Source organism: Ruegeria arenilitoris (genome assembly GCF_013032445.1).
In the GTDB taxonomy this organism is placed as follows: domain Bacteria; phylum Pseudomonadota; class Alphaproteobacteria; order Rhodobacterales; family Rhodobacteraceae; genus Ruegeria; species Ruegeria arenilitoris_F.
Genome location: NZ_WQCA01000005.1, coordinates 276,109 through 298,804 on the forward strand (window position 1 = coordinate 276,109; position 22,696 = coordinate 298,804).

Annotated in this window: 17 protein-coding genes and 1 pseudogene; 5 read left to right on the forward strand and 13 right to left on the reverse strand. The window is 57.2% G+C overall.

Annotated elements, in window-relative coordinates:
• Window positions 1–63 precede the first annotated feature (63 nt).
• Together GOW98_RS09220 and mprF are read left to right on the forward strand one after the other, a co-directional pair.
• Window positions 64–492 carry an Lrp/AsnC family transcriptional regulator gene (locus GOW98_RS09220; RefSeq protein WP_170324645.1) on the forward strand — a complete coding sequence of 143 codons (429 nt, stop codon included), beginning with the start codon at window positions 64–66 and terminating at the stop codon, window positions 490–492.
• Window positions 493–595: 103 nt separating this feature from the next.
• A complete protein-coding gene (gene mprF, locus GOW98_RS09225) occupies window positions 596–3,205 on the forward strand; it encodes a bifunctional lysylphosphatidylglycerol flippase/synthetase MprF (protein WP_170331241.1) in 2,610 nt (869 codons plus the stop codon).
• Between the two features lie 3 nt (window positions 3,206–3,208).
• On the opposite strand, the gene GOW98_RS09230 is transcribed toward mprF, so the two are convergent.
• The 6 genes from GOW98_RS09230 to GOW98_RS09255 all read right to left on the reverse strand — a co-directional run bounded on the left by GOW98_RS09230 (window position 3,209) and on the right by GOW98_RS09255 (window position 7,953).
• Entirely contained in the window at window positions 3,209–4,771 is a 1,563-nt protein-coding gene (locus GOW98_RS09230; RefSeq protein WP_170331243.1) for an efflux transporter outer membrane subunit, read from the reverse strand.
• Between the two features lie 11 nt (window positions 4,772–4,782).
• Complete coding sequence (locus GOW98_RS09235; protein WP_170331245.1) at window positions 4,783–5,928, reverse strand: HlyD family secretion protein; 1,146 nt, start codon at window positions 5,926–5,928, stop codon at window positions 4,783–4,785.
• Window positions 5,929–5,949: 21 nt separating this feature from the next.
• The gene (locus GOW98_RS09240; RefSeq protein WP_170331247.1) at window positions 5,950–6,312 is read right to left on the reverse strand and encodes a DUF3302 domain-containing protein; all 363 of its coding nucleotides are present in this window, start codon (window positions 6,310–6,312) and stop codon (window positions 5,950–5,952) included.
• Between the two features lie 35 nt (window positions 6,313–6,347).
• Window positions 6,348–6,911: a disulfide bond formation protein B gene (locus GOW98_RS09245; protein ID WP_170331250.1), complete on the reverse strand. Its 564-nt coding sequence runs from the start codon at window positions 6,909–6,911 to the stop codon at window positions 6,348–6,350.
• A gap of 10 nt (window positions 6,912–6,921) precedes the next feature.
• Window positions 6,922–7,077, reverse strand: a complete 156-nt coding sequence (locus tag GOW98_RS09250) for a DUF5993 family protein (protein ID WP_170331252.1) — start codon at window positions 7,075–7,077, stop codon at window positions 6,922–6,924.
• A 114-nt stretch (window positions 7,078–7,191) separates the two neighbouring features.
• Window positions 7,192–7,953 (reverse strand): DeoR/GlpR family DNA-binding transcription regulator, encoded by a 762-nt coding sequence (locus tag GOW98_RS09255; protein WP_170331254.1) that lies wholly within the window; start codon window positions 7,951–7,953, stop codon window positions 7,192–7,194.
• Window positions 7,954–8,141: 188 nt separating this feature from the next.
• On the opposite strand from GOW98_RS09255, the gene glpD reads away from it, so the two are divergent.
• Both glpD and GOW98_RS26465 read left to right on the forward strand, forming a co-directional pair.
• A complete protein-coding gene (gene glpD / locus GOW98_RS09260; protein ID WP_170331256.1) occupies window positions 8,142–9,731 on the forward strand; it encodes a glycerol-3-phosphate dehydrogenase in 1,590 nt (529 codons plus the stop codon).
• A gap of 1,283 nt (window positions 9,732–11,014) precedes the next feature.
• Window positions 11,015–11,339 (forward strand): annotated as a pseudogene (locus GOW98_RS26465) (hypothetical protein); the annotation flags it as partial.
• A gap of 138 nt (window positions 11,340–11,477) precedes the next feature.
• On the opposite strand, the gene GOW98_RS09265 reads toward GOW98_RS26465, so the two are convergent.
• From GOW98_RS09265 to metG, 3 genes are all read right to left on the reverse strand, one after another.
• Window positions 11,478–14,615 (reverse strand): efflux RND transporter permease subunit, encoded by a 3,138-nt coding sequence (locus GOW98_RS09265; RefSeq protein ID WP_170331258.1) that lies wholly within the window; start codon window positions 14,613–14,615, stop codon window positions 11,478–11,480.
• A gap of 3 nt (window positions 14,616–14,618) precedes the next feature.
• A complete protein-coding gene (locus GOW98_RS09270; protein ID WP_170331260.1) occupies window positions 14,619–15,779 on the reverse strand; it encodes an efflux RND transporter periplasmic adaptor subunit in 1,161 nt (386 codons plus the stop codon).
• Window positions 15,780–16,048: 269 nt separating this feature from the next.
• Complete coding sequence (gene metG, locus GOW98_RS09275) at window positions 16,049–17,767, reverse strand: methionine--tRNA ligase (protein ID WP_170331262.1); 1,719 nt, start codon at window positions 17,765–17,767, stop codon at window positions 16,049–16,051.
• Window positions 17,768–17,942: 175 nt separating this feature from the next.
• On the opposite strand from metG, the gene GOW98_RS09280 reads away from it, so the two are divergent.
• Window positions 17,943–18,878, forward strand: a complete 936-nt coding sequence (locus tag GOW98_RS09280; protein ID WP_170331264.1) for a hypothetical protein — start codon at window positions 17,943–17,945, stop codon at window positions 18,876–18,878.
• Between the two features lie 11 nt (window positions 18,879–18,889).
• Here GOW98_RS09280 and GOW98_RS09285 read toward each other — a convergent pair whose 3' ends face one another.
• The 4 genes from GOW98_RS09285 to GOW98_RS09300 form a co-directional block, all read right to left on the reverse strand.
• Window positions 18,890–20,110: an MFS transporter gene (locus tag GOW98_RS09285; protein ID WP_170331266.1), complete on the reverse strand. Its 1,221-nt coding sequence runs from the start codon at window positions 20,108–20,110 to the stop codon at window positions 18,890–18,892.
• Between the two features lie 70 nt (window positions 20,111–20,180).
• Entirely contained in the window at window positions 20,181–20,777 is a 597-nt protein-coding gene (locus GOW98_RS09290; protein WP_170331268.1) for a YceI family protein, read from the reverse strand.
• Entirely contained in the window at window positions 20,774–21,988 is a 1,215-nt protein-coding gene (locus GOW98_RS09295) for an MFS transporter (RefSeq protein ID WP_170331270.1), read from the reverse strand. Before GOW98_RS09295 ends, GOW98_RS09290 begins: the two co-directional genes overlap by 4 nt.
• Window positions 21,989–22,052: 64 nt before the next feature.
• The gene (locus tag GOW98_RS09300; protein ID WP_170331272.1) at window positions 22,053–22,673 is read right to left on the reverse strand and encodes an ImuA family protein; all 621 of its coding nucleotides are present in this window, start codon (window positions 22,671–22,673) and stop codon (window positions 22,053–22,055) included.
• Window positions 22,674–22,696: the final 23 nt, after the last annotated feature.

Consider the following 22,696-nt stretch of genomic DNA (forward strand, 5'->3'; position numbering starts at 1 on the left):
GGGTTGCGGGAAGATGGCAAATTGTTCAAAATGAAACTCAGATATGCAAAATGAGAAACCATCATGGACGATTTGGATAGCAGGCTGTTGAATGCCCTGCACCGGGACGCTCGGGCATCGCTGTCCGAGTTGGCCGAAACCTTGGGGGTTACCCGCACGACAGTACGCAGTCGGCTGCAGCGCCTAAAGCAATCAGGCGAGATCGTAGGCTTTACCGTCCTGACCCGGCAGGACGTGGCGGAAAGCCCGGTGCGCGGCTTGATGATGCTGGAGATTGAAGGCCGCGGAACCGAACGCACGATGGCCCGCATCGCCGCCCTGCGTCAGGTCCGTGCTGTACATACGACCAACGGCAGCTGGGACTTGATCGCCGAAATCGGAACCGAGACGCTGGCTGAACTGGACGAGGTCTTGTTCCAGATCCGGCGGATGGAGGGGATCACCAAGTCCGAGACCAACCTGTTGCTGTCTACGCGTAAGGGCCGCGTCTGACCCACCCATAGTGCTTTGAGGTTCAAGGAAAATGTGCAAGAGTTTCCTCGCGCGATCCATCCGCGCGCGGGATCATTGCAGAACCTCAGAGCAGGGAAATACCATGTCCACACAAGAGACAGACAAAGAGCTTTGGGCTGTACGCTTGGCCGAGCGGGTCACCGGGTTTCTCGAAAAACCTCTGGTCAGGATTGCCGTGCCAATTTTGGTCACCCTGATCGCGCTGGTGGTACTGCATGAGTTGTCTCACCACGTGAAATGGGGGGATGTGCAGACGGATGTGGCGAATACGTCGTGGAAGCTGATGTTCGTCGCGTTCTGCTGGACCTGTTTCAGCTTTTTATCCCTGTCCATGTACGACGTGTTCGCGGTGCAAAGCGTGGCGGATGGAGAGGTGCCATTGCCGGTCGCAGGGATGGCCGGGGCCAGCGGTTATGCCGTGTCCAACTGCCTTGGGTTTTCTTACATCACCGGCACGGCGATCCGGTACCGCATCTATGCCTCGCTTGGACTGGACCTGAGCCGGGTCGCGGGTGTTATCGCGACCTCGTGGATAGCGTTCTGGTCAGGGCTGGTTTTGTTGCTGGGCATACTGCTGACCCTACATCCAGACGGGATATCCAACGTACTGCCCATCAGTGACACTACCGAAACAGTCATCGGTCTGTGTCTGTTGGCGGCACTTGTCGGTCTGTTTCTCTGGCTCGCTAGAGGAGGGAGAAGGCTGGCCTATGGCGGGTTAGGATTCAACCTGCCCGACGGCAAGCTGGCTGGCTTGCTGACTCTTGCCGCGATCGGGGATCTGTTTGGCGCCTCGATGGTGCTCTATACACTGATGCCCGATGACCTTGGGGTCGGTTATCCGTATTTCTTCACGATCTATATCGGAGCGATTGCAGTTGGCATCGTCAGCCATGCCCCGGGCGGGATCGGTGCGTTTGAGGCGACGTTGATCGCTGGACTGGGTGCTTCGGGCCGGTCGGACGTGATTGCGGCTTTGTTGTTGTATCGGCTGGTCTACACTTTCCTGCCGTTCGTTATCGCCAGCCTGTCGATTGCGGTGGCCTCGGCCCTTACGCATCGGCATCACATCAGCGGCGCGGCCACTTGGGTATACCGCGCGATCCGCCCAATTGTTCCAATGGTGGCCGCGGGTGTGACCGCTGTCGCGGGGATCATCTTGCTGGTCTCGGGCGCTTTGCCGACAGGTTCGCAGAACCTTGGCATGCTTCGGGACTTCCTGCCTCTGTCGTTTGTCGAGGCCTCGCATCTGGCAGGCAGCGCGGTTGGCGTGCTGTTGATCCTTGTGTCGCGGGGGTTGTTCCGCAAGCTCTACCGCGCGTGGATCGTCGCGATGCTGCTGATGGTGGCCGGTTTCGTCGCCTCACTGACCAAGGGGTTGGATACGCATGAAGCCATCGGCATGTTGGCTTCAATCGCTGTACTTGCCACGTTCCGTGGGGCGTTCTACCGCGTCAGTGGCGCGTCGATCTTTCGCCTGAACATCCCGTGGCTGGTCAGTGTTTTCGCCTTGCTGGCGGTTATCTTCTGGATCGGTCTGTTCGCCTATTCCCACGTCGAATATCAGAATGCACTGTGGTGGGAGTTCGCGTGGAACGGCGACGCCTCACGCTTTTTGCGATCGAGCCTTGTGGTGGCGGTCATCCTGGGTGTCGTGGCCGTGAATTCGCTGTTCGGGCGGGAAATTCCGCAATTGCAGCGAACTGAGATTCCGCCTGCGGTCGAGCGTCTTGCATTGGAAAGCGAAGATACCGAGGCACAGATTTCGCTGACGGGTGACAAGCAATTCCTGATCGCACCGGATGAAAGCGCGTTTCTGGCCTATGCAGATACCGGCAACGCGCTGATCACCAAGGGAGAACCGGTCGGAGACGAAAAGGCTGGTCAGCAACTGATTTGGCAACTGCGCGAAATGGCGGACCGCGAAGGCAAGCTGTGTGCATTTTACAGCGTGTCTATAAAGTACCTGCCGACTTTTCTCGATCTTGGCTTGTCGATCCTGAAAATCGGTGAAGTTGCAAGGGTACCGCTTAAAGACTTCTCTTTGGATGGCAAGTCCCGCAAGCGGTTCCGGCAGGCAAAGAACAGGGCGGAACGCGAAGGGTACGTGTTTGAGGTCATTCCGAAAGAAGAGCTGGCACCGGTCTTACCTGAACTGCGCAAAATCTCCGATGACTGGCTTCAGCAAAAAGCAGGCGAGGAGAAGGGGTTCGCCCTCGGCGGGTTTGACGAGAAGTATCTGTCTTACTTCGATCATGCCGTTCTGAGGAAAGGCGACACAGGCCAGATTGTCGCCTTTGCCAATCTGTTTCAGGGCGGAAACAAATCCGAACTGTCACTGGACCTGATGCGGTATGAGCCGGACGGCTCGAACTTCATCATGGACGCCTTGTTTGCCGAGATGATGTCGTGGGGTGCAGAGCAGGGATTCCATTGGTTCTCGTTGGGCGCTGCGCCGTTTTCAGGGATTGAGAACCGGGAGCTGGCCTCATTCTGGAACCGCGTCGGCGGGTTTGTTTATGAGCATGGAGAGCAGTTCTATCACTTCGAAGGGCTGCGGTCGTTCAAGCAGAAATTCGATCCGGAGTGGAGCCCGAATTATCTGGCCAGCCCTGGTGGCTTGGCCGCGCCACGTATCCTCTACGAAGTGAATGTCCTGATCTCCGGCGGGTTGCGCGGGCTGACGAAATAGCCCTCAGTTCAGGCTGGCGCGGGTCGGAGTTTCCTGCAGCAGATCGCCCCAGTCGGTTCGATAGGCCATCTCGGCCAGAACGGTTTCGGGGAGGAATTCCTGATTTTGGCGGATTTGCCAGCCACCGCCCAGACCTTTGTAAACCGCCACCAGATTACTGGACACCTGCTGCCGCGCCTCAATCAGATTGGCCTGCGACCGCAGTAGCGCGGTCTGTGTGTTCAGGATCCGGGAATAGTCGGCGATGCCGTCGCGATACTGATCCACCGCGATCTCGGCTGCTTTGCGAGATGCTGCTACGCTATTTTCATAAAACCCGACCTGTTTGCGCGACTGGGCATAGGCGACCATCGCGCTTTCGACCTCGGAATAGGCAGTCAGGACGGTGTTCTGATAATTCGCGATCAGCGCCTGATAAGCCGCGTCCTGCGCACGAACGTTGTTCTTGATCCGCCCATAGTTCAGCACGTTCCAGACCACTCCGGCATTGGCCAGCCCGGTGGAACTGGCCGAGGAAAACAAGTCCCGCCCGCCTGAGGCTTGAAGGCCGATGGACCCCGACAGAATGAATTGCGGATAGAGATCGGCCATCGCAATTCCGACCTGAGCTGATTGCGTGGCCGCTGCCAGCTCGGCCGCGCGAACATCCGGGCGACGGCGCAACAATTCGGCCGGAACACCAACAGCCACGTTGGAGCGAGCCGATGGGATGCGTCCCGAATTGCCCAACAGGCTGGTCAGACGGGAGGGCGGTTGCCCCAGCAAAACGGCCAGCGCATTCTTGGCTTGCTGAATGTCGCTTTCAATCTCGGGCACCAAAGCTTTGGTGTTGTTCAGCAGAGCGGTGGACTCCTGCACGTCCAACTCGGTCGTCACGCCGTTGTTGAAACGTAGTTCGGTTAGGTCGGCGGAGTCTTGTTGCAGACGGATGTTCTCTCGCGCAACGGCCAGAGACTCCTGCAAGGCACGGATGTTCACATAAAGCGCGGCCACATCCCCGGTCAGGGTCACCAACGCGTCGTCGTAATTCGCCACTTGAAGGGCCAGATTGGAGCGGGCTGCCTGAACGCCGCGGCGTTGCTGGCCCCATACGTCCAACTCCCACTGCGCATCGAACCCAACTTGCGAGGTCGAAAATTCGGTATCCAAAGGAATGATCCGGTTGATATCTGAAATCGGCCCCAAGTTTTCGCTGATCTGTCGCCGCTCAATCGACCCTCCGATGGCCTGCGATTGCGGATACAACTCTCCGAATGCGATCCCAAGCTGCGCGCGGGCTTGCAGAACACGGGCTCCGGCCACCTGCAGATCAAGGTTCTGGGCATAGGCCTCAGCGATCAGTTTGTTCAGGGTGGGGTCGTTGAACGTCTCCCACCATTTCACCACCGGTGCACTGCGCGAAGTCAGGCCGCTGGGGCCGGTGCTGGGGCTGTTAACCTCGATCCATTCCTTCACGACCGGAGAGTTTGGGCGTACAAAATCGGGGCCGACCGGCGCGCAACTCACCAGCAGTGCTGCGCTCAGGGCGGTGCCCATCAGTCTGCGGTATAGTCTGGACCGGGTCATGTCATGCGTCCTTAGATATCCAATGGCCGGATAAAGTTGGCGAAGGAGTAAAGGCGGATATTGATGCGCCGCAGGAACTCAAAGCTTTTGCCCTGTCCTGTGTAAATCGCCACCGCCCCATGCCCACCGGCAGGGAAGGTGTGACCATCCGGAATATCGACCGAGATCTGCACCGCAATGCGCCCCGGCAGTTTGGGCAGTTCAAAGCCGGGTAGACGGCCCGAGGGCAGGTACTGACCTTGACGGGTTGCCCACCAGATCGCCTCGACCTTGCCGGTCAGGATTTCACCGGGATAGAGATCAAGTGCGACCTCAACTGGTTGACCAACTTCGACGAATTTCAGGTTCTGCTGGCGATAGGTGGCCAGAATGTAGGGGTTGTCCTTGGTGACAAAGCTGGCGATTGCCCCGAGGCGAATGTCACCCACAACCAGACCCGGACGCGCTTGCTGTGACACGATCATGCCGTCTTCGGGCGCGTAAATCGTTGTATTATCGAGGAAGTACTGGGCTTTCTCCAACTGCGCCTGCGCCTGAAGGATGCCCGTGTTCACCCCGTCAATCTGAGAATCCAACGCCAGCTGCGCCTTTTCCAGATTGGCCTCGGCTTCCTTGATTTGCGCCTGATCCTCAGTGACTTGTTCGTTCCATCGATCCAGTTCGTCCTGACGCGCGCCACCTGCAGGTACAAGATTTTCATAACGGGCCTGTTGCGTTAGCGCGTAGGCTAGTTGAGCGTTTGCGCGTTCAACATTCTCGGCCGCAACGATCACATCCTGTTCCAGAATCTTGGCGTTCTGTTCGGCTGCGACCAACTGCGCGGTGGCCTCTTCGACCTCCAGCGAGAAAACGGTGTCGTCAAAGCGATAAAGAGGATCACCTTTCTTGACCTCGATATTCGGTTCGACCAGCACCTCGGTCAGAATGGTCGGTTCAGTTAGGCGTGGTACGATCTGAATGGTCGAGCGGACAACGTGACTGTCAACCGAGAAGGGTTGAAAGAACCGCAGCGCAACCAGAAACACCAGTAACAGGTGTGCGCCGATCCAAAAGGTGACGATCCCCCAAGTGATGTTGAATTTCAGCCATCGGACCTTGAAGAAAATGAACCAGACGAAAATGATGTAGAACAGCGTAATGCCGAGGGCGACGAACATAGTCTGAAAATTCCTTTGGCCTTAGCTCTTCTGGGTTTCGTCCGGGTCCAGCGGGTCGCGGTATTCCTCGTTCACTTTTCCGCCCAACCGCTTGATTTCTTTTCGAATAGCATCTTTTTCATCGTCCGGAGTACGGCGAATATCGACCGTGACGCCATCATGGAACGCCCACATGAAGGCATGAACCCAAGGGACAACGGCCAGAAATCCCATCCAGCCCATGATCTTTACGGCTTCGGCATGGGGATGGTTGCGCTTGATCGCAATCCGTCCCGGTAGCCCCATGAGGAACAGAAATAACGCCATCACCGCCGCAAGCAGTAAGATCAGTGCCACGAATGTCAGATAGTCGTAATAGCCAAGCGGCTGTCCCAGAAATCCCATGCTCGTGCCTCCTTATTGGGAAGGTTGCCCCATCCTCAGCCGTTGCCACCCACTTCGTCAATCAATTTGTAGCTTGTGGGTGGGTCCGCGCAGATTCCCGGCCCGCATTCGATCAAAGTTGAGACTGCATTCAGCGCCGCCAAGCCAAGCATGATGAAAAACGCGGTTTTTGCCAGTGTACTGCCGCCGAAGCGAGGCTTGGGCTCGCTGTCATATTGGCGGTCAAACATCAGCATGACCGCAGTGCCCAGCAAGATCAGGAAAAAGCAGATCGCAGCCCAAGTGTAGTAGTGCAAACCCAGAACGGGCGAGCCGTAATGCCCGGTGCCCGGCACGATATGCAGCAGGATCTGGCGTACGGCGACACTGCCACCAAACAACGCCGCTAATAACATGATGGCATAGTGTTGAGGGCGCGCGCCGTGCAGCAGATTCAGGCCGAGCCCTACACCGACTGCCACAAAACCGACACGCTGTAACAGACAAAGAGGGCAGGGCAGTTCGTAGAGTTTCAACTGATAGACATAGGCTAGCAACAGCACGAGGCTGACGGCCAGCATGCCGATCGCATTCAGAGTGCGAGAGAGTTCGGGTGTCATCACGGCTCTCCTACAACTGGATTGTCAGTTGGCTGGTGGCGTGGAATTTCAGCCAGTACACACTCAACGCCAGCGTGAAAAAGAACAGTACATTGGCGGCTGTCGTGCGATTGAAATAGTTCAGCCCCATGGTGGCTGTAAGTAACGCAAACAAAAGCGCTATCATGGCCCGGATCTCCCCTCCCGTGCGACGATTGCAATACTAGTGAGTGTGTCAGGCGATGACCCATCTGGCAAGAACCAGTGCCCGGGATTCACCTTTAGTGAGAATTACTTAACGTCAACCGCATAGCTTTACCTGCGTCTGCCATTCCTTGCATTTGCGGGCCAGATCGTTTTGCAAGGCGTGGTCGGTATAGAACACGTCCACCTCTGACAGTGAGGCAATTCGCGCCGGCGCGGTGCGCTGGAATTTGGACTGATCGGCCACAAGGCAGGTCCTGCGCGCCTGCGCGATGATGGTCTGGCTGACCCGCACTTCCTGAAAGTCGAAATCCAGAAGATCCCCCTGAGCATCTAGAGCCGAACACCCAATAATCGCATAGTCGAATTTGAACTGTTCGATGGTTGCGATTGTCAAGTTACCGATCAGCCCTCCGTCCGAGCGGCGCAACACACCACCGGCTACAACGATCTGACAATTTGGGTTGTCGACCAGGATGTTTGCGACGTTCATGTTGTTGGTCACAACCATCAGATCCTTGTGGTCCAGCAATTGCTGGGCAACGGCCTCGGTCGAGGTGCCGATGTTCAGGAACACGGACGCCCCGTCCGGGATATCCTGCGCGCAGTGTTGGGCTATACGCGCCTTGGTGTCGGCGTTCAGGGCGCGACGGTCTTCGTACCCGATGTTCGAAACGCCTGACCGCAGGACCGCCCCGCCATGCACACGGTCCAGTTTCCCCATATCGGCTAATTCCGACAGGTCACGGCGAATGGTCTGAACTGTGACCTCGAACCGCGCGGCGAGATCATCAACCATCACGCGGCCGTCCTGTCTGGCGATGTTCAAGATGTCTGACTGGCGAAAAGATAAGGACACGTTTGGCTCCGAATTGGGTTGGTTCGTTTTTGTTCTGTTTTCCGAATTTCTCAACAGACGAAACTCTGAGGAACCAATTATTGGCACATGATGTGACAAAACGAACATAAACGAAAACAAACATTGACGAAACGAGGATCTCTAAGGTTAATGAGCGCGCGTTTCCACCAATGGGGAATCATCCGGATATGAAACAGGCACAGGATCAGGTCTCTGATCTTTTCATCATCGGCGGCGGCATCAACGGGTGCGGCATCGCACGCGACACGGCGGGGCGTGGGCTGTCGGTGACATTGGCTGAGATGAACGATCTGGCTTCGGCGACGTCTTCGGCCTCGACCAAGCTGTTTCACGGCGGATTGCGGTATCTGGAGTATTTTGAGTTTCGCCTTGTGCGTGAGGCGCTGATCGAACGCGAAACCCTGTTGCGCGCAATGCCGCATATCAGTTGGCCGATGCGGTTTGTGCTGCCGTATCACCAGGATATGCGGTTTGACTCGGAAACCCCGACCTCGCGCCTGCTGAGCACAGTCATGCCCTGGATGAAGGGGCGTCGTCCGGCGTGGTTGATCCGGCTGGGACTGTTCATGTACGACCACTTGGGTGGGCGTAAAATCCTTCCGGGCACGGACTCACTGGATCTTAAAACCGCACCCGAGGGGCGGCCACTGCAGGAAAAGTTTGAAACGGCCTATGAGTATTCTGACTGCTGGATCGAAGATTCGCGTCTGGTCGTCCTCAACGCCCGCGATGCCGAGGCGCGCGGGGCACAGATCATGGTCCGTACCGAGGTCCTTTCTGCGGAACGTGTGAATGATCTGTGGGAAGTGACGATCCGGGATTGTAATAGCGACGAGACGCGTGTCGTCCGGGCCAAGATGCTTATCAATGCCGGCGGACCGTGGGTCGGCGATATCATTCAGACAAAAATCCGCGTGAACTCTCGCGAAGGTGTCCGGCTGGTGCGCGGCAGCCACATCGTGACTCGCCGGTTGTTCGACCACGACAAGTGCTATTTCTTTCAGGGCGAGGATGGCCGCATCATTTTCGCAATTCCTTACGAGCGGGATTTCACTTTGATCGGGACGACGGATCAGGATCATTCGAACCCTTCCGAACCTCCGGTCTGTACTGAGGCCGAGCAGGAGTATCTTTGCGCCTTTGCCACGAAGTACTTCAAAGAGGCAATCACTCGCGACGATATCATTTGGACTTATTCCGGCGTGCGTCCTCTGTACGATGACGGCGCTAGTAGTGCGACTGCGGCCACGCGGGATTATACACTGAAAGTGGACGCGCAGGGCGGGGCGCCTGTGTTGAACGTCTTTGGCGGAAAGATCACGACGTACCGGCGATTGGCAGAGAGTGCCCTGGAAAAAGTAGCGGAGTATTTCCCGGACTTGCCAGGCCCCTGGACTGCGGGCGTTGCCTTGCCCGGCGGAGATTTCCCTGTGGATGGCGTACAGGACCTTGTGGCTGGGCTTGAAGCTGATTTTGGGTTTTTGAATCGTGCCTGGGCCGAACGCCTTGTCCGGGCTTATGGTACCGAAGCCCGTGCTCTTCTAGGAAATGCTGAAACGTCCGAGGACTTAGGCGAAGATTTTGGGGCAACTCTGACCGCTCGGGAACTGGAGTGGTTGATGGACAAGGAATACGCGCGCAAGGCCGAAGATGTTGTCTGGCGCCGGAATAAGTTGGGCCTCCGGTTGAGCAAACAACAGGTTGACCGAATCCAGGAGTGGATGTCGCAGCGTAGCTCCCAATCTGCCGCCGCATAGACATAGTTCTATCGATCTGTGAAGCCTGTGAGTCTCAGTGCTATGTTTAGATGCAGGCAGGTTCCCTCAAGATGAACAATTCTGGTAGCAGTGAAACAGTGCTGCGAATTTCCGTGCAAGCACTCGCTAGTTCATTTGCCGTGCATATCAGAATTGAACAAATGTTTCGGTCGCTGTGACCAGGCGTCTAATCTGTTGAGACAGAATTCCGCGTTTTCTGTCTCAAACCGCCCATACTGCATAAATGACGGACAAGTGTTGTGCGGAATTAGAGACTACACAGGAGGAATTAGCAGCCAGAGTAACAAAGTGATTGGAACCTGACACTGTTCAGCCGGACCCTATTTCAGATTGCCGAAATCAATGCGTTTGCGGCCTCGACGAATCCGGCCACAGCCACTGCGCTTGCAAGCAAGATGCAACAAATTTCCAACACGCTGAACTTCATTTTGACCCCTATCAAAACGGTACTTAGGGCGTAGAGCAAATTTAGTTGATCGCAAAGGGGTGCTATGTTTACGTAGCGGAAACCTGCTGCACCGGCGGCGTGTATTTGCTCAGGCATTGATCCAAGGTTCTCGTTGCGGGCTGCGCCCCTGAAGTTGAACCTCAACCAATACAGACAAACTGGTTTGAGGTATGGCCCGATCAGGGCGCGGTATTCACTGTTTCGGGCGTTCGGAGCGGGTCGCTGTTGGCAAGTACATTGGTGATAAGCCCGGTTTTTTTCGCGTGAGTGGCTTACTGACTGAGTGTTTGAAGCTCTATTCCCTTATTTGTCACGGCTGCCTACACCACGATTGGATGGTTCTGATTGGGTAACTCAAAGATATAGAGCGGCATTCCGCTCGCAGCAGTCAGCGCCGACCGAACAACCTATTCGCCGCTACCGAAAAGGTCAGCGCGTGAGTTGGGCGCGGGTCTTGCTCAAGGACGTGTTGACGTTGAGTTCATGTCTGGGGTGAAGGCGATGACACCACTGCTTCAGGGGCTCATTGGTGTTTTGCAAGATGCGCGCCTGACATTCTGTTCGCAAGGTGCGTAGAATGCCTGTTCTGGAATGAAACCCACGGCCTCCTATCAATTGACCGACGGTATTGTACTGAGAAATAGCCACCTGCCGAAGAGTACCAAAGCTGGTGTCACTTTCGGGCTGATTCTGTTGAACAACTCTTGCCTGATTGAGGGGTAGGTCGCTGATTCAATTCCTCCAACAGGTTGAATGACTTACGAAGCTGGAGCCAGGGTAGGAAGTACAAGCGGCTTTGTTTTATGAGTTCTCGCTGGCTCTGAAACGCCAGCTCCTCCCTTTCATCCCTGTCTTCGACAAAGGAGTACAGTCTGAAGGAACCTTCTCACGATCCGACCTCACATGGGATGATGAGAACGCCCGGTATATCTGTCCCGAGGGGAAGGAGATGCGGCACACTTGGCGCACGTATTCTGATCCAAAGCGGAACGCCCCAAGTTGGATATCGCACAAATATCTGACCCGGCTCCGACCACGCGGACCATGCGGTGTTCAAGACGAGTTCACTCTCGCCGCTACCGCTCAAAAAACTCCGCAAAATAGCAAAGCTCAAGCTGACCATGCCTGCAACGGGCTGAAGCGGCAGGCAAGACCTCGACATCCAAAGAAGATCAGGGCGACAGCTCAGGCAATCGTGTTGAAATGACAGAGCTTTTTAACGGAAACAGCCCGAAAGACAGCAAAGTTAGAGCTGTTCTTTTAGGGTTTCCCTTGTTTTACGCCGTTTCATCAGAGGGCTCGGGATCGTTCTTAGTACCTTTGATCCATTCCCTGAGGCTTTGCATCAGCGCGTAAAGAACCGGTACCAGAATAACCCCGACCAGTGTGGCCGCCAGCATGCCGCCAAACACGGCAACACCAATGGCTTTTTGGCTGGCGGCACCTGCGCCACTCGCAGCCAACAAAGGTACAACACCCAATAGGAAGGACAGAGCGGTCATCATCACGGCGCGGAAACGCTGGAATGCGGCCTCGGCGGCGGCATCTTTGATCGACAGGCCATTGGCCCGCTGTTCCATTGCGAATTCAACGATGAGAATGCCGTTCTTCGACGCTAGGCCCACAAGCATGATCATCCCGATCTGCGTGTAGAGGTTGATGTCACTGCCCACGATGGCCACGGCGGCCACCGCTCCGAAAAGGGCGACAATCACCGATAGCAGGATCGAAACTGGCATCGTCCAGCTTTCGTATTGCCCGACTAGAAATAGATATCCGAACAGGATGGCCAGACCCAGAATGACGATCACCAAGCTGCCAGACGCAAGTTGTTGCTGCGCTGTCCCTGTCCACTCAAACGCATAACCGGGGGGCAGGGCGGTGGCCGATTCCTCGGTCATTACGTTGATCGCATCGCCGGTGGAAAGCCCCGGAGCTGGAACCGCCGTCACGGTCGCAGAGCGGAACAGGTTGTGACGTTTCAGCAGGACCGGACCCAGCACGTTCTCAACATCAATGAGCGTACCCAGAGGAACCATCTCACCCTTTTGCGAACGGACATAGAGGTTCGAGATATCCTCGACATTGTCCCGATAGGTGCCGTCAGCCTGAATCATCACGCGATAAACGCGGCCGAACAGGTTGAAGTCGTTCACGTAGTAGGATCCCAATTGCGCTTGCATGGTCTGGAACACTTCGGCCACGGACACTTGCAGCGTCTTGGCTTTTTCCCGATCCAGATCAACAAACAGCTGCGGCACGTTTGCGCGGAAGGTCGTGTAGGCCTGACCAATCTCGGGTCTCTGGTTGGCCGCATAGACAAACGACCCAACTGCCGAGGCCAGATCCTGCGGCGTGCCGCCCCCGGTTTGCTGGACCTCCATTTCAACGCCGGCCGACATGCCAAGACCCTGAATGGGCGGTGGGTTGAAAGCCACGATTGAAGCGGCGGATTCACCGTTTGCGATCGCCAGAACTTTGGCCAGAATTGCGTCGGCGCTCAGGTCGTCGTCCTGCCGTTCATCCCAGTTGGTGAGGTTCACAAAGATGGCTGCACCGTTGGTGGTAGTTCCGTTCAGCAACGAGAAACCGTTGACCAAAACGGTGCTGGCGACACCGGGAATCTCACGAATTTGATCATCCAGGCGAGCCGAGACGGTTTCCGTTCGCTCCAATGTCGCGGCGTCCGGCAACTGAATGTCAACGAAGAGATAGCCGTTGTCTTCCAGCGGGATAAAGCCGCTGGACGTGTTGGACATGATCGTACCGGTTCCCATCGCAAGAGCAACGATGACACCAAGGGCAATCACCGGCATGATCAGCAGCTTGCGAACGATCGCGACATAGCCGCCGCGCACGGTTCCGATGAAGCCTTCAAACAAGGCCAACAGCCCCTTGGGCGGACCGGACCGGGCTTTCAGCACCAATCCGCAAAGCGCAGGCGACAAGGTCAGGGCGTTGATCGAAGAGATCACAACAGCGGTTGAGATTGTCACGGCGAACTGCGAATAAAGTCGCCCTGAAATACCCGGCATAAAGGTCACGGGTACGAAAACCGCCAGCAAAACCAGCGTGGTTGCAATCACCGGCCCGGTGATTTGCCCCATTGCCTTTCGGGTCGCCTCAGCAGGCGGCAACCCTTCTTCAGCGATAATCCGTTCAACGTTTTCGACCACGACGATGGCGTCATCCACCACGATCCCGATGGCCAGAACTAGCGCGAATAGAGAGATCGTGTTCAATGACATACCGAATGCCAGCAAAAAAGCGAAAGTGCCGATCAGTGACACGGGGATCGCGACGGCGGGAATGATCGTGGCCCGCCAACTACCCAGAAACACGAACACGACCGAGATCACCAGAATGAACGTCAGGATCAGGGTTGAAACCACGTCGCTCAGAGATTGCTCCACAAAATCAGTGGTGTTGAACGGCACCTGATATTCCACATCCGTCGGGAAGGATCGGGACAGGCGATCAAGCTCGGCCTGTACCCTTTCTGACACGGCCAGAGCGTTGGCCCCAGGGGCCTGATAGATTCCAATAACAGTCGCTGGAACTGCTTGAAAATAACCCGAGGCCGAATAGAACTGCGCTCCCAGCTCGACTCGCGCGATATCTTTAACCCGAACGATCGAACCGGCGTCACCAGTTCGGATGACAATTTCACCGAACTCTGCGGCTGAGGTCAGGCGCCCTTTGGTCTTAATCGTGTACTGAAATGTCTGCCCCTCCGGTACTGGAGGAGAGCCGATGGATCCGGCTGAGACTTCGACGTTCTGCTCGCGGATGGCGCTGATTACGTCGCCCGGAGTGATCGACAATGCAGCCATCTTGTCCGGATCCATCCAGATCCGCATGGCGTATTCCAGATTGGTCAGAACGTCCGCCCGGCCCACACCCTGAACACGCGCCAGCGCGTCTTTGAGGTTGATCGAAGCATAGTTCGACAAAAACACACTGTCATAGGTGCCGTTGGGCGAGGTCAGAGTGACCAGCAACAGCATGTTGGTCGAAGCTTTCTGCGTGACCACGCCCGAAGAGGTCACCTCAGTTGGCAACGACGACATCGCCTGTGCCACGCGGTTTTGTACGTTGACCGACGCGATGTCGGGGTCGGTTCCCACCTCAAAAGTGATGTTCAGAGAATAAGAACCATTATCCGAAGACGTGGACGTCATGTAGATCATGTCGTCCACACCGTTCACCTGCGCCTCGATCGGCGCGGCAACGGTGTTTTCTACGGTTTCGGCATTGGCACCGGTATAGGTCGTGGTCACACTGACCACCGGCGGCGTGATGTCAGGGAATTGGGCGACCGGCAAAACCAGATAGCCAATCATGCCCATGATGGTCAGGACCAGCGAAATGACAAGCGCCAGCTTTGGCCGGCTGATGAACAGGGCAGAGAACATCGGTTACTCTCCCGGCTGCTCAGAGGCCACGACCGCATCCACGGCCACGCCCGGACGAACCCTTTGCAGGCCTTCGACGATTACACTTTCACCGTCGCGCAAACCATCTTTGACGATGATTGCCGACTCTACCGTATCGCCTGTGGTGATATAGCGTTGTTCGACCATTTGCTTGTCATTCACGACCAACACAAATTCACCCCGCTGATCCCTTTGCAGCGCGGCCTGAGGGATAAGGACTTCCAGGGTTGGTTCCAAAGCTTCGATCTGAACACTGAGGAACTGACCGTCGACAATCAAACGGTTCGTGTTCTCGAATTCTGCCCGAACTGTGATTGCACCTGTCAGAGGGTCGATGCGGTTGTCGACGAAAACGATCTTGCCCGTTTCGTCTAGGTTCGTTCCGTTGGGCAGCGTCAAGTGAACATTTGGACTTTTGCTGCTTTCTGCCAGCGAGGCTGCGCTCTCGCCATATTGCTCTAGAACTGTAGTGAATTGTTTTTCGTTCAGCGAAAAATTCACATAGATCGGCGCTTCGCTGACCAGATTGACCAAAGGAGAGTTCGTTGGCCCAACCACGTCGCCAACACTTGTGGCGACGCGACCGATACGACCCGAGAAGGGGGCGTGAATTTTTGTGTAGCTCAGGTCCAATTCAGCTTGTTGGATTGCAGCTTGGGCAGATTTCACTTCGGCCTCGGCGACCAGTTCATTGGCACGGGCGATGTCCCGTTCGGACTCGGGTGTGGCGTCGCGTCTATAAAGCTCTTCCTTACGGGCCAGTTCAACCTTGGCGAGTTCCAGATTGGCTTCAGCACGGTCCAAATCTGCCTTGCGGGCTTGTAGCGTAGCTTCATAAAGATCGGGCTCGATAGTGAACAACAAGTCGTCTTTGTTCACCAACGAACCGTCTGCTACTTCCTGGCTTTCAAGAAACCCGTTTACCCTGGCGACGATGTCAACTTTGTCGATAGCTTCGGCGCGACCGATGAAAACGGCTTCTTCAGTTATTTCCTGCGTATAGGCCGCAGCAATGGATACTTTCGGCGGCGGGGCGTCGCCTTGGTCCTGCGCAAGAGCAGCATGTGCCATGCCCACACAGACCGCAGCAGCAAGGGCTGGTCCGTGAAGACGGAATTTCAAGTTCTTCAATGCAAGGGACATGGCGGGTGCCTCGTTAAAACTACGGTTTTTTGCGCCAGGAAGGATAGGCCAGCCCGACGAGTCGACTGAATTCCCGGTCAGGATGGCCGTTTTGCGCGTATATCTCAAGCTTCTTGAATACGATTTAAATCTGCGTCTTTGCAGAATTTTTCGCGACCTCAGTGCGGCTTACGTCGACCTTTTCGCGAATACGTATCTAAAACGTGACCAATGAAACAAAAATGGGGGCCGAAATGGCCTCCATTCCTTAGTCAGCACTGTGCAACGGATCAGTCGCGGGTTCCAGCAAAGCGGTTTTGCCAGTCCTCGCGCTGCTCGTCCGTGATTTTGGCAAACAGGACGTCTGGTACGGTGAATTCGTGACCAGCGGGCAGGGCGCTCAGCGCGGCGTCGACGTCATCGGGCCAACTTGTGTCCAGCGTGTTCATCGCACTTAGCATCTTGGCCGAGGTCTCGGGGATGAACGGGGCGCTAAGCACGGCGTAGAGCCGGATCAGGTTCAGGCCCAGACGTACCTGTGCTGCGGCCTGTTCCGGGTTTTCCTTGAAGGTAGACCATGGGGCTGCGGCCTGCAGGTATTCGTTGCCCGCCACCCAGATCGCCCGTAGTTCCTGCGCGGATTTACGGACCTCCATCGCCTCCATATGCCCTTCATAGGCACGGACACGGTTGGTGAGTTCGTCGATCAGCGCCTGTTCACGTTCGCCATAGCCGCCGCCTTCGGGCACGGCTTCGGAGAATTTCGAACGGCAGAACTTGGTGATCCGGCTGACGAAGTTGCCCAGAACGTCCGCAAGATCTTTGTTTACGGATTGCTGGAAGTTCTCCCAGTTAAACTCACTATCGCTGCTTTCGGGCGCATGGCTCAGCAACCACCAGCGCCAGTAATCGGCCGGCAGAATCTCCAGCGCCTGATCCATGAACACGCCACGACCCTGAGAGGTTGAGAACTGGCCACCGTCATAGTTCAGGTAGTTGAACGATTTCAGGTGATCCACCATCTTCCACGGCTCGCCTGATCCCAGAATAGTGGCCGGGAAGGACAGAGTATGGAAGGGCACGTTGTCCTTGCCCATGAATTGCACATACCGCACATCATCCGCGCCTTTATCGGTGCGCCACCAGCGTTCCCAATCCGCGTCGGTCTTGCCGTTCGCGTCCGCCCATTCCTTGGCACAGGCGATGTATTCGATCGGCGCGTCAAACCAGACGTAGAAAACCTTGCCTTCCATACCTGGCCAGTCCTTATCACCTTTCTTGACCGGTACGCCCCAGTCCAGATCGCGGGTGATACCGCGATCCTGCAGGCCGTCGCCATCATGCAGCCACTTCTTGGCAATCGAGGTGGTCAGGATCGGCCAATCGGTCTTGCTGTCGATCCACGCATCCAACTGATCCTTCATCGCCGACTGGCGCAGATACAAATGCTTGGTTTCACGCACCTCCAGATCGGTTGAGCCGGAAATGGCCGAGCGCGGCTCGATCAGGTCGGTCGGGTCCAACTGCTTGGTGCAGTTTTCACACTGGTCGCCGCGTGCACGGTCATAGCCGCAGTTGGGGCAGGTGCCCTCGATATAGCGGTCCGGTAGGAACCGGCCATCGGCGTTGGAATAGACCTGCTTTTCAGTGACTTCCCGGATCAATCCGGCGTCGTCCAGCTTGCCCGCGAAATGCTGGGTCAGCTTCTTGTTCTGGTCGCTGGACGAACGGCCAAAGTGATCAAAGCTCAGGCCAAAGCGATTGGCGATACCGGCCTGGATTTCATACATCTCGGCGCAGTATTCGGCCACGGGCTTGCCAGCCTTGGCTGCCGCCAACTCAGCCGGGGTGCCGTGTTCGTCGGTGGCGCACAGGAACATGACCTCATTCCCCCGGCCACGCTGATAGCGTGCGTACAAATCGGCAGGCAATTGCGAGCCGATCAGGTTGCCGAGGTGCTTGATCCCGTTGATGTAAGGGATCGCCGAGGTGATGAGAATCCGAGCCATTTTGCGTTTCCACGTATCTATCTGCGCGACCGTCTATCTTATGTGACCGGCCAGCAAAAGCCCGGTTTCATCGATAAGCGTCCGAAAAGACGTATAAGTGCCTGCCTGACGCGGCCTTCGCGTGAGGGTGCTACTCTGTGTATGATGGGTGTGCAATTTGTTCACGGGGGATAAAATGAAGGTATTCATGGTTCATCGCCTGATGCAGGCGACCGCATTTTTCTTTTCATCCTTATTTTTAGCGCCGAGCGTTCAGGCAGACCAAGGCAACGCCATGGATGCGATTGACAGCTTTGACAAAGCGATGTTGTCAATCTTCCACCGTGGTCAGAAAGCGCTGACAGCGCGGTCGCGACCGGTCATGGTGATCGCTCGGGATGTTACGGTCCTGTCAGAGAACGGTCAGGTGTCGTTTCCGAGGGACGCGCCGAACTATCTGATTTTTAAGTCTACATCCCATGTGCTTTTGGGGATCATTGGCGCAGTTACCCCGTGGCCCGAAGAGGATGCCGATGGTGCAAGTTGGAAAAAGGACTTCGCGGCCATCACGCAGGAAATCAACACACTGATGCCGTGGATAGAACAGCTCGACCTGCCAAAAGAGGAGATTGCGCGGCAACGACAGATGCTTGAGGTCGCGCATACTTTTACAAGTACGGCGGTCCAGCGCGGGATCCTAACGCGGCAGGACGTGTCAACCGTGATTAATGATATGCGCCCGGTCTGGGCAGCCAACATGCGCGAAGCCGCAAGGGCCGAACTTGCCTCGTTACACAAGGCTGTGTCTGACGCGCGTGCAGCAGTCAGCAAAAAAGAATGGGACGAAATGTATGTCGTCCACCATGGTGGGTCCAATGTTGCAGGGGTCAACGTAGTCGAACTGTATCTGGAGCGCGTGATGCCACGGAAAGTTGCGGCGGGTCAGGTTATGTTCGCCGAACATGCGCATGGCAACGAGGCGATGGCCGATTTCGTTGGCTATGAGAAGATGCAACGTCTGGTCGGCGCTTGGGCTTTCGGGGATCCGGGGCGCATGGAAGTTGACCTGCTGGGATATGAAGCAGGCTCGCTATTGGATGAAATGATCCCGTCTTCGCCGCCTTCAGAATAACCTTCGGGGCTCTATTCCTCTCGCGACCGTTTCAGCAATCGCCCGATGGTGAAAGAGGTGCGCGGCGCATAAACATAGTTGGTCCGTTCATCCGGCGTCGGGCGCGAACGCATCCGAGCCACGCCGAAGACGATCAGGGCCAGATGCCCCACAGCCACAAACGCAAACAGGGCACCCGGGCCGAATTGCTGAATCAACGTGGATGAGACGTAGGGCGAGGCGATTGCCCCCAGCGCGTACCAAAACATCAGGGCTGCCGATAGTTCGACCCGCTGCTCTGTCGTGGCAAAGTCGTTGGCGTGGGCTGATGACACCGAAAAGATCGGAAAGGTTGTCAGGCCGAAGATACCAGCTGCCAGCATCACGCCCAAAGTGCCCGTTCCACTGGCCGCCATGGTCACCCCGCAACTGAGCACGGCTGCGCCGGACAACCAGATCAGCACCCAACGCCGGTCGTATTTGTCGGCCAGCCAGCCAAGCGGGTATTGAGCCAAAGCCCCGCCGAGAACGAATGAGGCCAGAAAGAACGCGATCTGATCGACACCCAGACCGACCTCTTGCCCATAGACCGGACCGACCATGCGGAACGAGGCCGAGCTAAGCGCTGCGACGATCACGCCCGCCACCGCCAGAGGAGAGCTGCGCCAAGCCAGCTTGGGCCGCAGTCGCGGGGCCTCCGGTGTGATCGGCTGACTAGCCCGGGTCAGCGTCAGAGGCAGCAACGCGGCGCAGCACAGGATCGCCAGCAGATTGTAAGACACGTAGGATGCAGGCGGCAGGATCGCGATGATCAGCTGCGCGCAAAGCGACGCGCCCATTTCGACGAACCGATAGGTCCCCATGGCGCGTCCGCGTGTTTCGTTGGTGACCTTGGCGTTCAGCCAGGCCTCGATCACGGTGTAGCACCCGGCGACACAGGTGCCGGAGGCAATTCTGAGCGCTGCCCAGATATAGGGATTGTCGGTCAGCGTGTGCCCGATCAACCCCATCGCGCCCAAGGCGGTGCAGACGGCAAAGGCGCGGGAATGGCCGACGCTGCCCATTAATCGCGGAGCCCACCAGCAACCAACAAAGAACCCGATGAAATGCGCCGAACCCAGCAGACCGATCTGTTCCGTCGTGAAGTTCAGCGTCAGGCCCGAGATGGCGTCCAGCGGTCCGACGCCGCCAGTAGAAAGCTGCAGCAGAATGACTGAAAGAAAAAGGGCGGCAAAGGAAATGATCGTGCGCATGATGGGCTCAGCTTTACTCGATATGCCGGTAATGCGCGCGTCTTATCGACTCTGGCGCGTCGTTTTTTGGCTATCTGGCCTTTTTGATCTCGGCCCGGATGTCCAGCCCGACAGTGTCTTGCACCAGATCGGCATAGCCTGACGCGCCGAAGTCGTGGCGGTTCAGCGCGCCGGTTAGTCGAATGGAGAGCATGTCCAGATTGTCCGATGCGCTGCCTGGCGGGCGATATAGGTCCGCCTGCAAGGCGATCGGTCGCGTCACACCGCGCAGGGTCAGATCACCGGTGATTTTCGCTCCACGTGAAATTCGCCCACCATCACCGAGCTCAACTTTGGTCGTCTCAAAGTGAATGATCGGATAGTTTGCGACATCCAGAACGCCTTCGCCCAACATTGCGCTCCGGGCAAAAGGCAGCTTGGTTCGGGCTTCGGCGGCGTTCAGGGTGACATTGACGCGGCTGTTGGTCAGGTCGCTCAGGTCGATCCGGATGTCGGCCGAGTGGATCGGCATGGTTCCGGATTGAGCAAGGCCGGACAGGTCAAAGGTAAAGTCAACGGATGTGCCCTTGGGTACCAGCACATAGGGGCTGAGGTCCGCATGGGCCGGGCTGGTCAGGGGCAGGGCGGTCAACCCGGCCAATAACGTGCGCCGGGTCAGCTCGGTCATGCTACGGCCTCCTGTCTGCGGGGGCGCGAGCGGTTCAGCAGAACCAGCAGGATGGCGATGTTCAGGCCGTTCCAAAGGATGCCGTTGATGAAGGCCAGTTGATAGTTGCCGGTCACGTCGTAAATCCAGCCGGACATCCAGCCACCCAAGGCCATCCCCATGATCGTCATCATCAGAACGAAACCCACGCGGGCTCCGGCCTCTTGCGGCGGCATGTATTCACGGACCACGAGGGCATAGCTGGGCACGATGCCGCCTTGCGCCAGCCCGAACAGCAGGCTGATGACATAAAGCGAGACCATCCCGTCATAGGGCAGGAACAGGAACAAGGCGATGCATTGCAGGACCGAGCCGATCAGAAGCGTTTTCACTCCGCCCAGCTTGTCGGCCACAAGGCCCGAGATCACCCGGCTGATCACTCCGCCCAGTAGCATCAGAGACAACATCTCGGCCCCAACCGCCGGGCCGTAGCCCAAACCGACGCAATAGGACACGATATGAACCTGCGGCATCGACATCGCCACGCAGCAGCCGATCCCGGCCAGTCCCAGAATGTATTGCAGCGCACGCGGCGATATCCCGACGCTGCGGGCGTTGATCCGGGCCGTGGCGGCGGCGGTGCTATGCGCTTCGACCGGGACCTGACGGCGCAGCAGAAGGGACAGGGGTATGACGACCGCCAAGGTTATGACCGCCAGCGTCAGATAGACCTGTTGCCAGCCTTCACGGGCCAGAATGCCGGACAGCAGGATGGGCCAGATTGCTCCGGACAGGTAGTTGCCACTGGCCACCAAAGCTACGGCAATCCCGCGTCTGCGCACGAACCAATGCGAGATATCGGCGATCAGCGGACCAAATCCGATCGACGTACCCACGCCTAACAAAAAATGCGCTGCGGACAGCAGGGCGATTGACGGTGCCATTGATGCCAACAGGTAGCTGAGAGCACTCAGCATCGCCGCACCGATCAGGGCCTTGGTGACACCCAGTTTGTCCACCAGTTGCCCCAGCCACATGTTGCCGACGGCATACCCGATCATGGTCAGTGTGAAAGGCAGCGAGGCACTGGCCCGTCCAGCCCCGAACTCTGTCTCGACATCCGGCATGATCAGAATGACGGCCCAGATTCCAACATTCGCCACTGTGGCAATGGCGAGCGTGATCAGAAGGCGAAGCCAGGAGTACCGGCTGTCATGGATCGGATGGCTCATGTCTGAACGCTAGGGCCGGGGTCTGTTTTTGGCCAGTCACAAGTTTTGTGATCCTCGTGAGGTGTCACACCAAAACATCTTGCGCTCTGATCCGGGTCAGGTTCAACCCGGCGCGCGGTTTGGTCTGTGTGGCTTGCCAACTGACCGGGGGCAGGGCGCGGGCGCGGCGGCGGGTCAGGACCCAGCGGCGGGCCTCTCCCTGATGGTTCGCGGCCATATGCCAGCGAGTCTCAACCCCTTGCGCGCCGCCGCCACCGGGGGTCAGCAACAGACCCAGCGGAGCCCGTCCCATCGCGCCACCCTGTTCGGCGGCCAGATGCATTCGGCGTACCGGTGTCAGAGCGGGCGCACCAGGCAGGTCGCCGATGATCAGCGGGATTGCCCCGCTGCGCAGCGCCTCTTCCATGCACCACAGCAGATCTTCGGCGCGGGTGGGGCGGACGAAGATGAACCGGGCGGGATCGGCAAAAGGCATCATCCCGTCGGGGTTCAGTTGGCCGTGTTCCCACGCAGGGGAAATCCACAGTACCGGTCCCTGCGCCTGACCCGCCAGCCACGTGGCAAAGCTGCGCCGGGCGGGGCCGCAGGCCTCGTGCACGCGGCCCAGTTGCAGGGTGATCTGCGGATGCAGGACCAGTCCCGGCGCCTCACGCGCGGGTTTACGGCCAAGAAGGTTTGTAGACATTCCTGCAGTCTAGCATGTTCCCC

What these genes read in the sequence shown, in the direction of transcription:
- GOW98_RS09220 (WP_170324645.1), top strand. Translation starts at nt 64, where the DNA reads ATGGACGATTTGGATAGCAGGCTGTTGAATGCCCTGCACCGGGACGCT.
- metG (WP_170331262.1), bottom strand. Translation starts at nt 17,767, where the DNA reads ATGGCTCGGATTCTCATCACCTCGGCGATCCCTTACATCAACGGGATC.
- GOW98_RS09270 (WP_170331260.1), bottom strand. Translation starts at nt 15,779, where the DNA reads ATGTCCCTTGCATTGAAGAACTTGAAATTCCGTCTTCACGGACCAGCC.
- GOW98_RS09235 (WP_170331245.1), bottom strand. Translation starts at nt 5,928, where the DNA reads ATGTTCGTCGCCCTCGGCATTACGCTGTTCTACATCATTTTCGTCTGG.
- GOW98_RS09285 (WP_170331266.1), bottom strand. Translation starts at nt 20,110, where the DNA reads ATGCGCACGATCATTTCCTTTGCCGCCCTTTTTCTTTCAGTCATTCTG.
- glpD (WP_170331256.1), top strand. Translation starts at nt 8,142, where the DNA reads ATGAAACAGGCACAGGATCAGGTCTCTGATCTTTTCATCATCGGCGGC.
- GOW98_RS09250 (WP_170331252.1), bottom strand. Translation starts at nt 7,077, where the DNA reads ATGATAGCGCTTTTGTTTGCGTTACTTACAGCCACCATGGGGCTGAAC.
- mprF (WP_170331241.1), top strand. Translation starts at nt 596, where the DNA reads ATGTCCACACAAGAGACAGACAAAGAGCTTTGGGCTGTACGCTTGGCC.
- GOW98_RS09265 (WP_170331258.1), bottom strand. Translation starts at nt 14,615, where the DNA reads ATGTTCTCTGCCCTGTTCATCAGCCGGCCAAAGCTGGCGCTTGTCATT.
- GOW98_RS09290 (WP_170331268.1), bottom strand. Translation starts at nt 20,777, where the DNA reads ATGACCGAGCTGACCCGGCGCACGTTATTGGCCGGGTTGACCGCCCTG.
- GOW98_RS09245 (WP_170331250.1), bottom strand. Translation starts at nt 6,911, where the DNA reads ATGACACCCGAACTCTCTCGCACTCTGAATGCGATCGGCATGCTGGCC.
- GOW98_RS09230 (WP_170331243.1), bottom strand. Translation starts at nt 4,771, where the DNA reads ATGACCCGGTCCAGACTATACCGCAGACTGATGGGCACCGCCCTGAGC.
- GOW98_RS09295 (WP_170331270.1), bottom strand. Translation starts at nt 21,988, where the DNA reads ATGAGCCATCCGATCCATGACAGCCGGTACTCCTGGCTTCGCCTTCTG.
- GOW98_RS09280 (WP_170331264.1), top strand. Translation starts at nt 17,943, where the DNA reads ATGAAGGTATTCATGGTTCATCGCCTGATGCAGGCGACCGCATTTTTC.
- GOW98_RS09300 (WP_170331272.1), bottom strand. Translation starts at nt 22,673, where the DNA reads ATGTCTACAAACCTTCTTGGCCGTAAACCCGCGCGTGAGGCGCCGGGA.
- GOW98_RS09240 (WP_170331247.1), bottom strand. Translation starts at nt 6,312, where the DNA reads ATGGGATTTCTGGGACAGCCGCTTGGCTATTACGACTATCTGACATTC.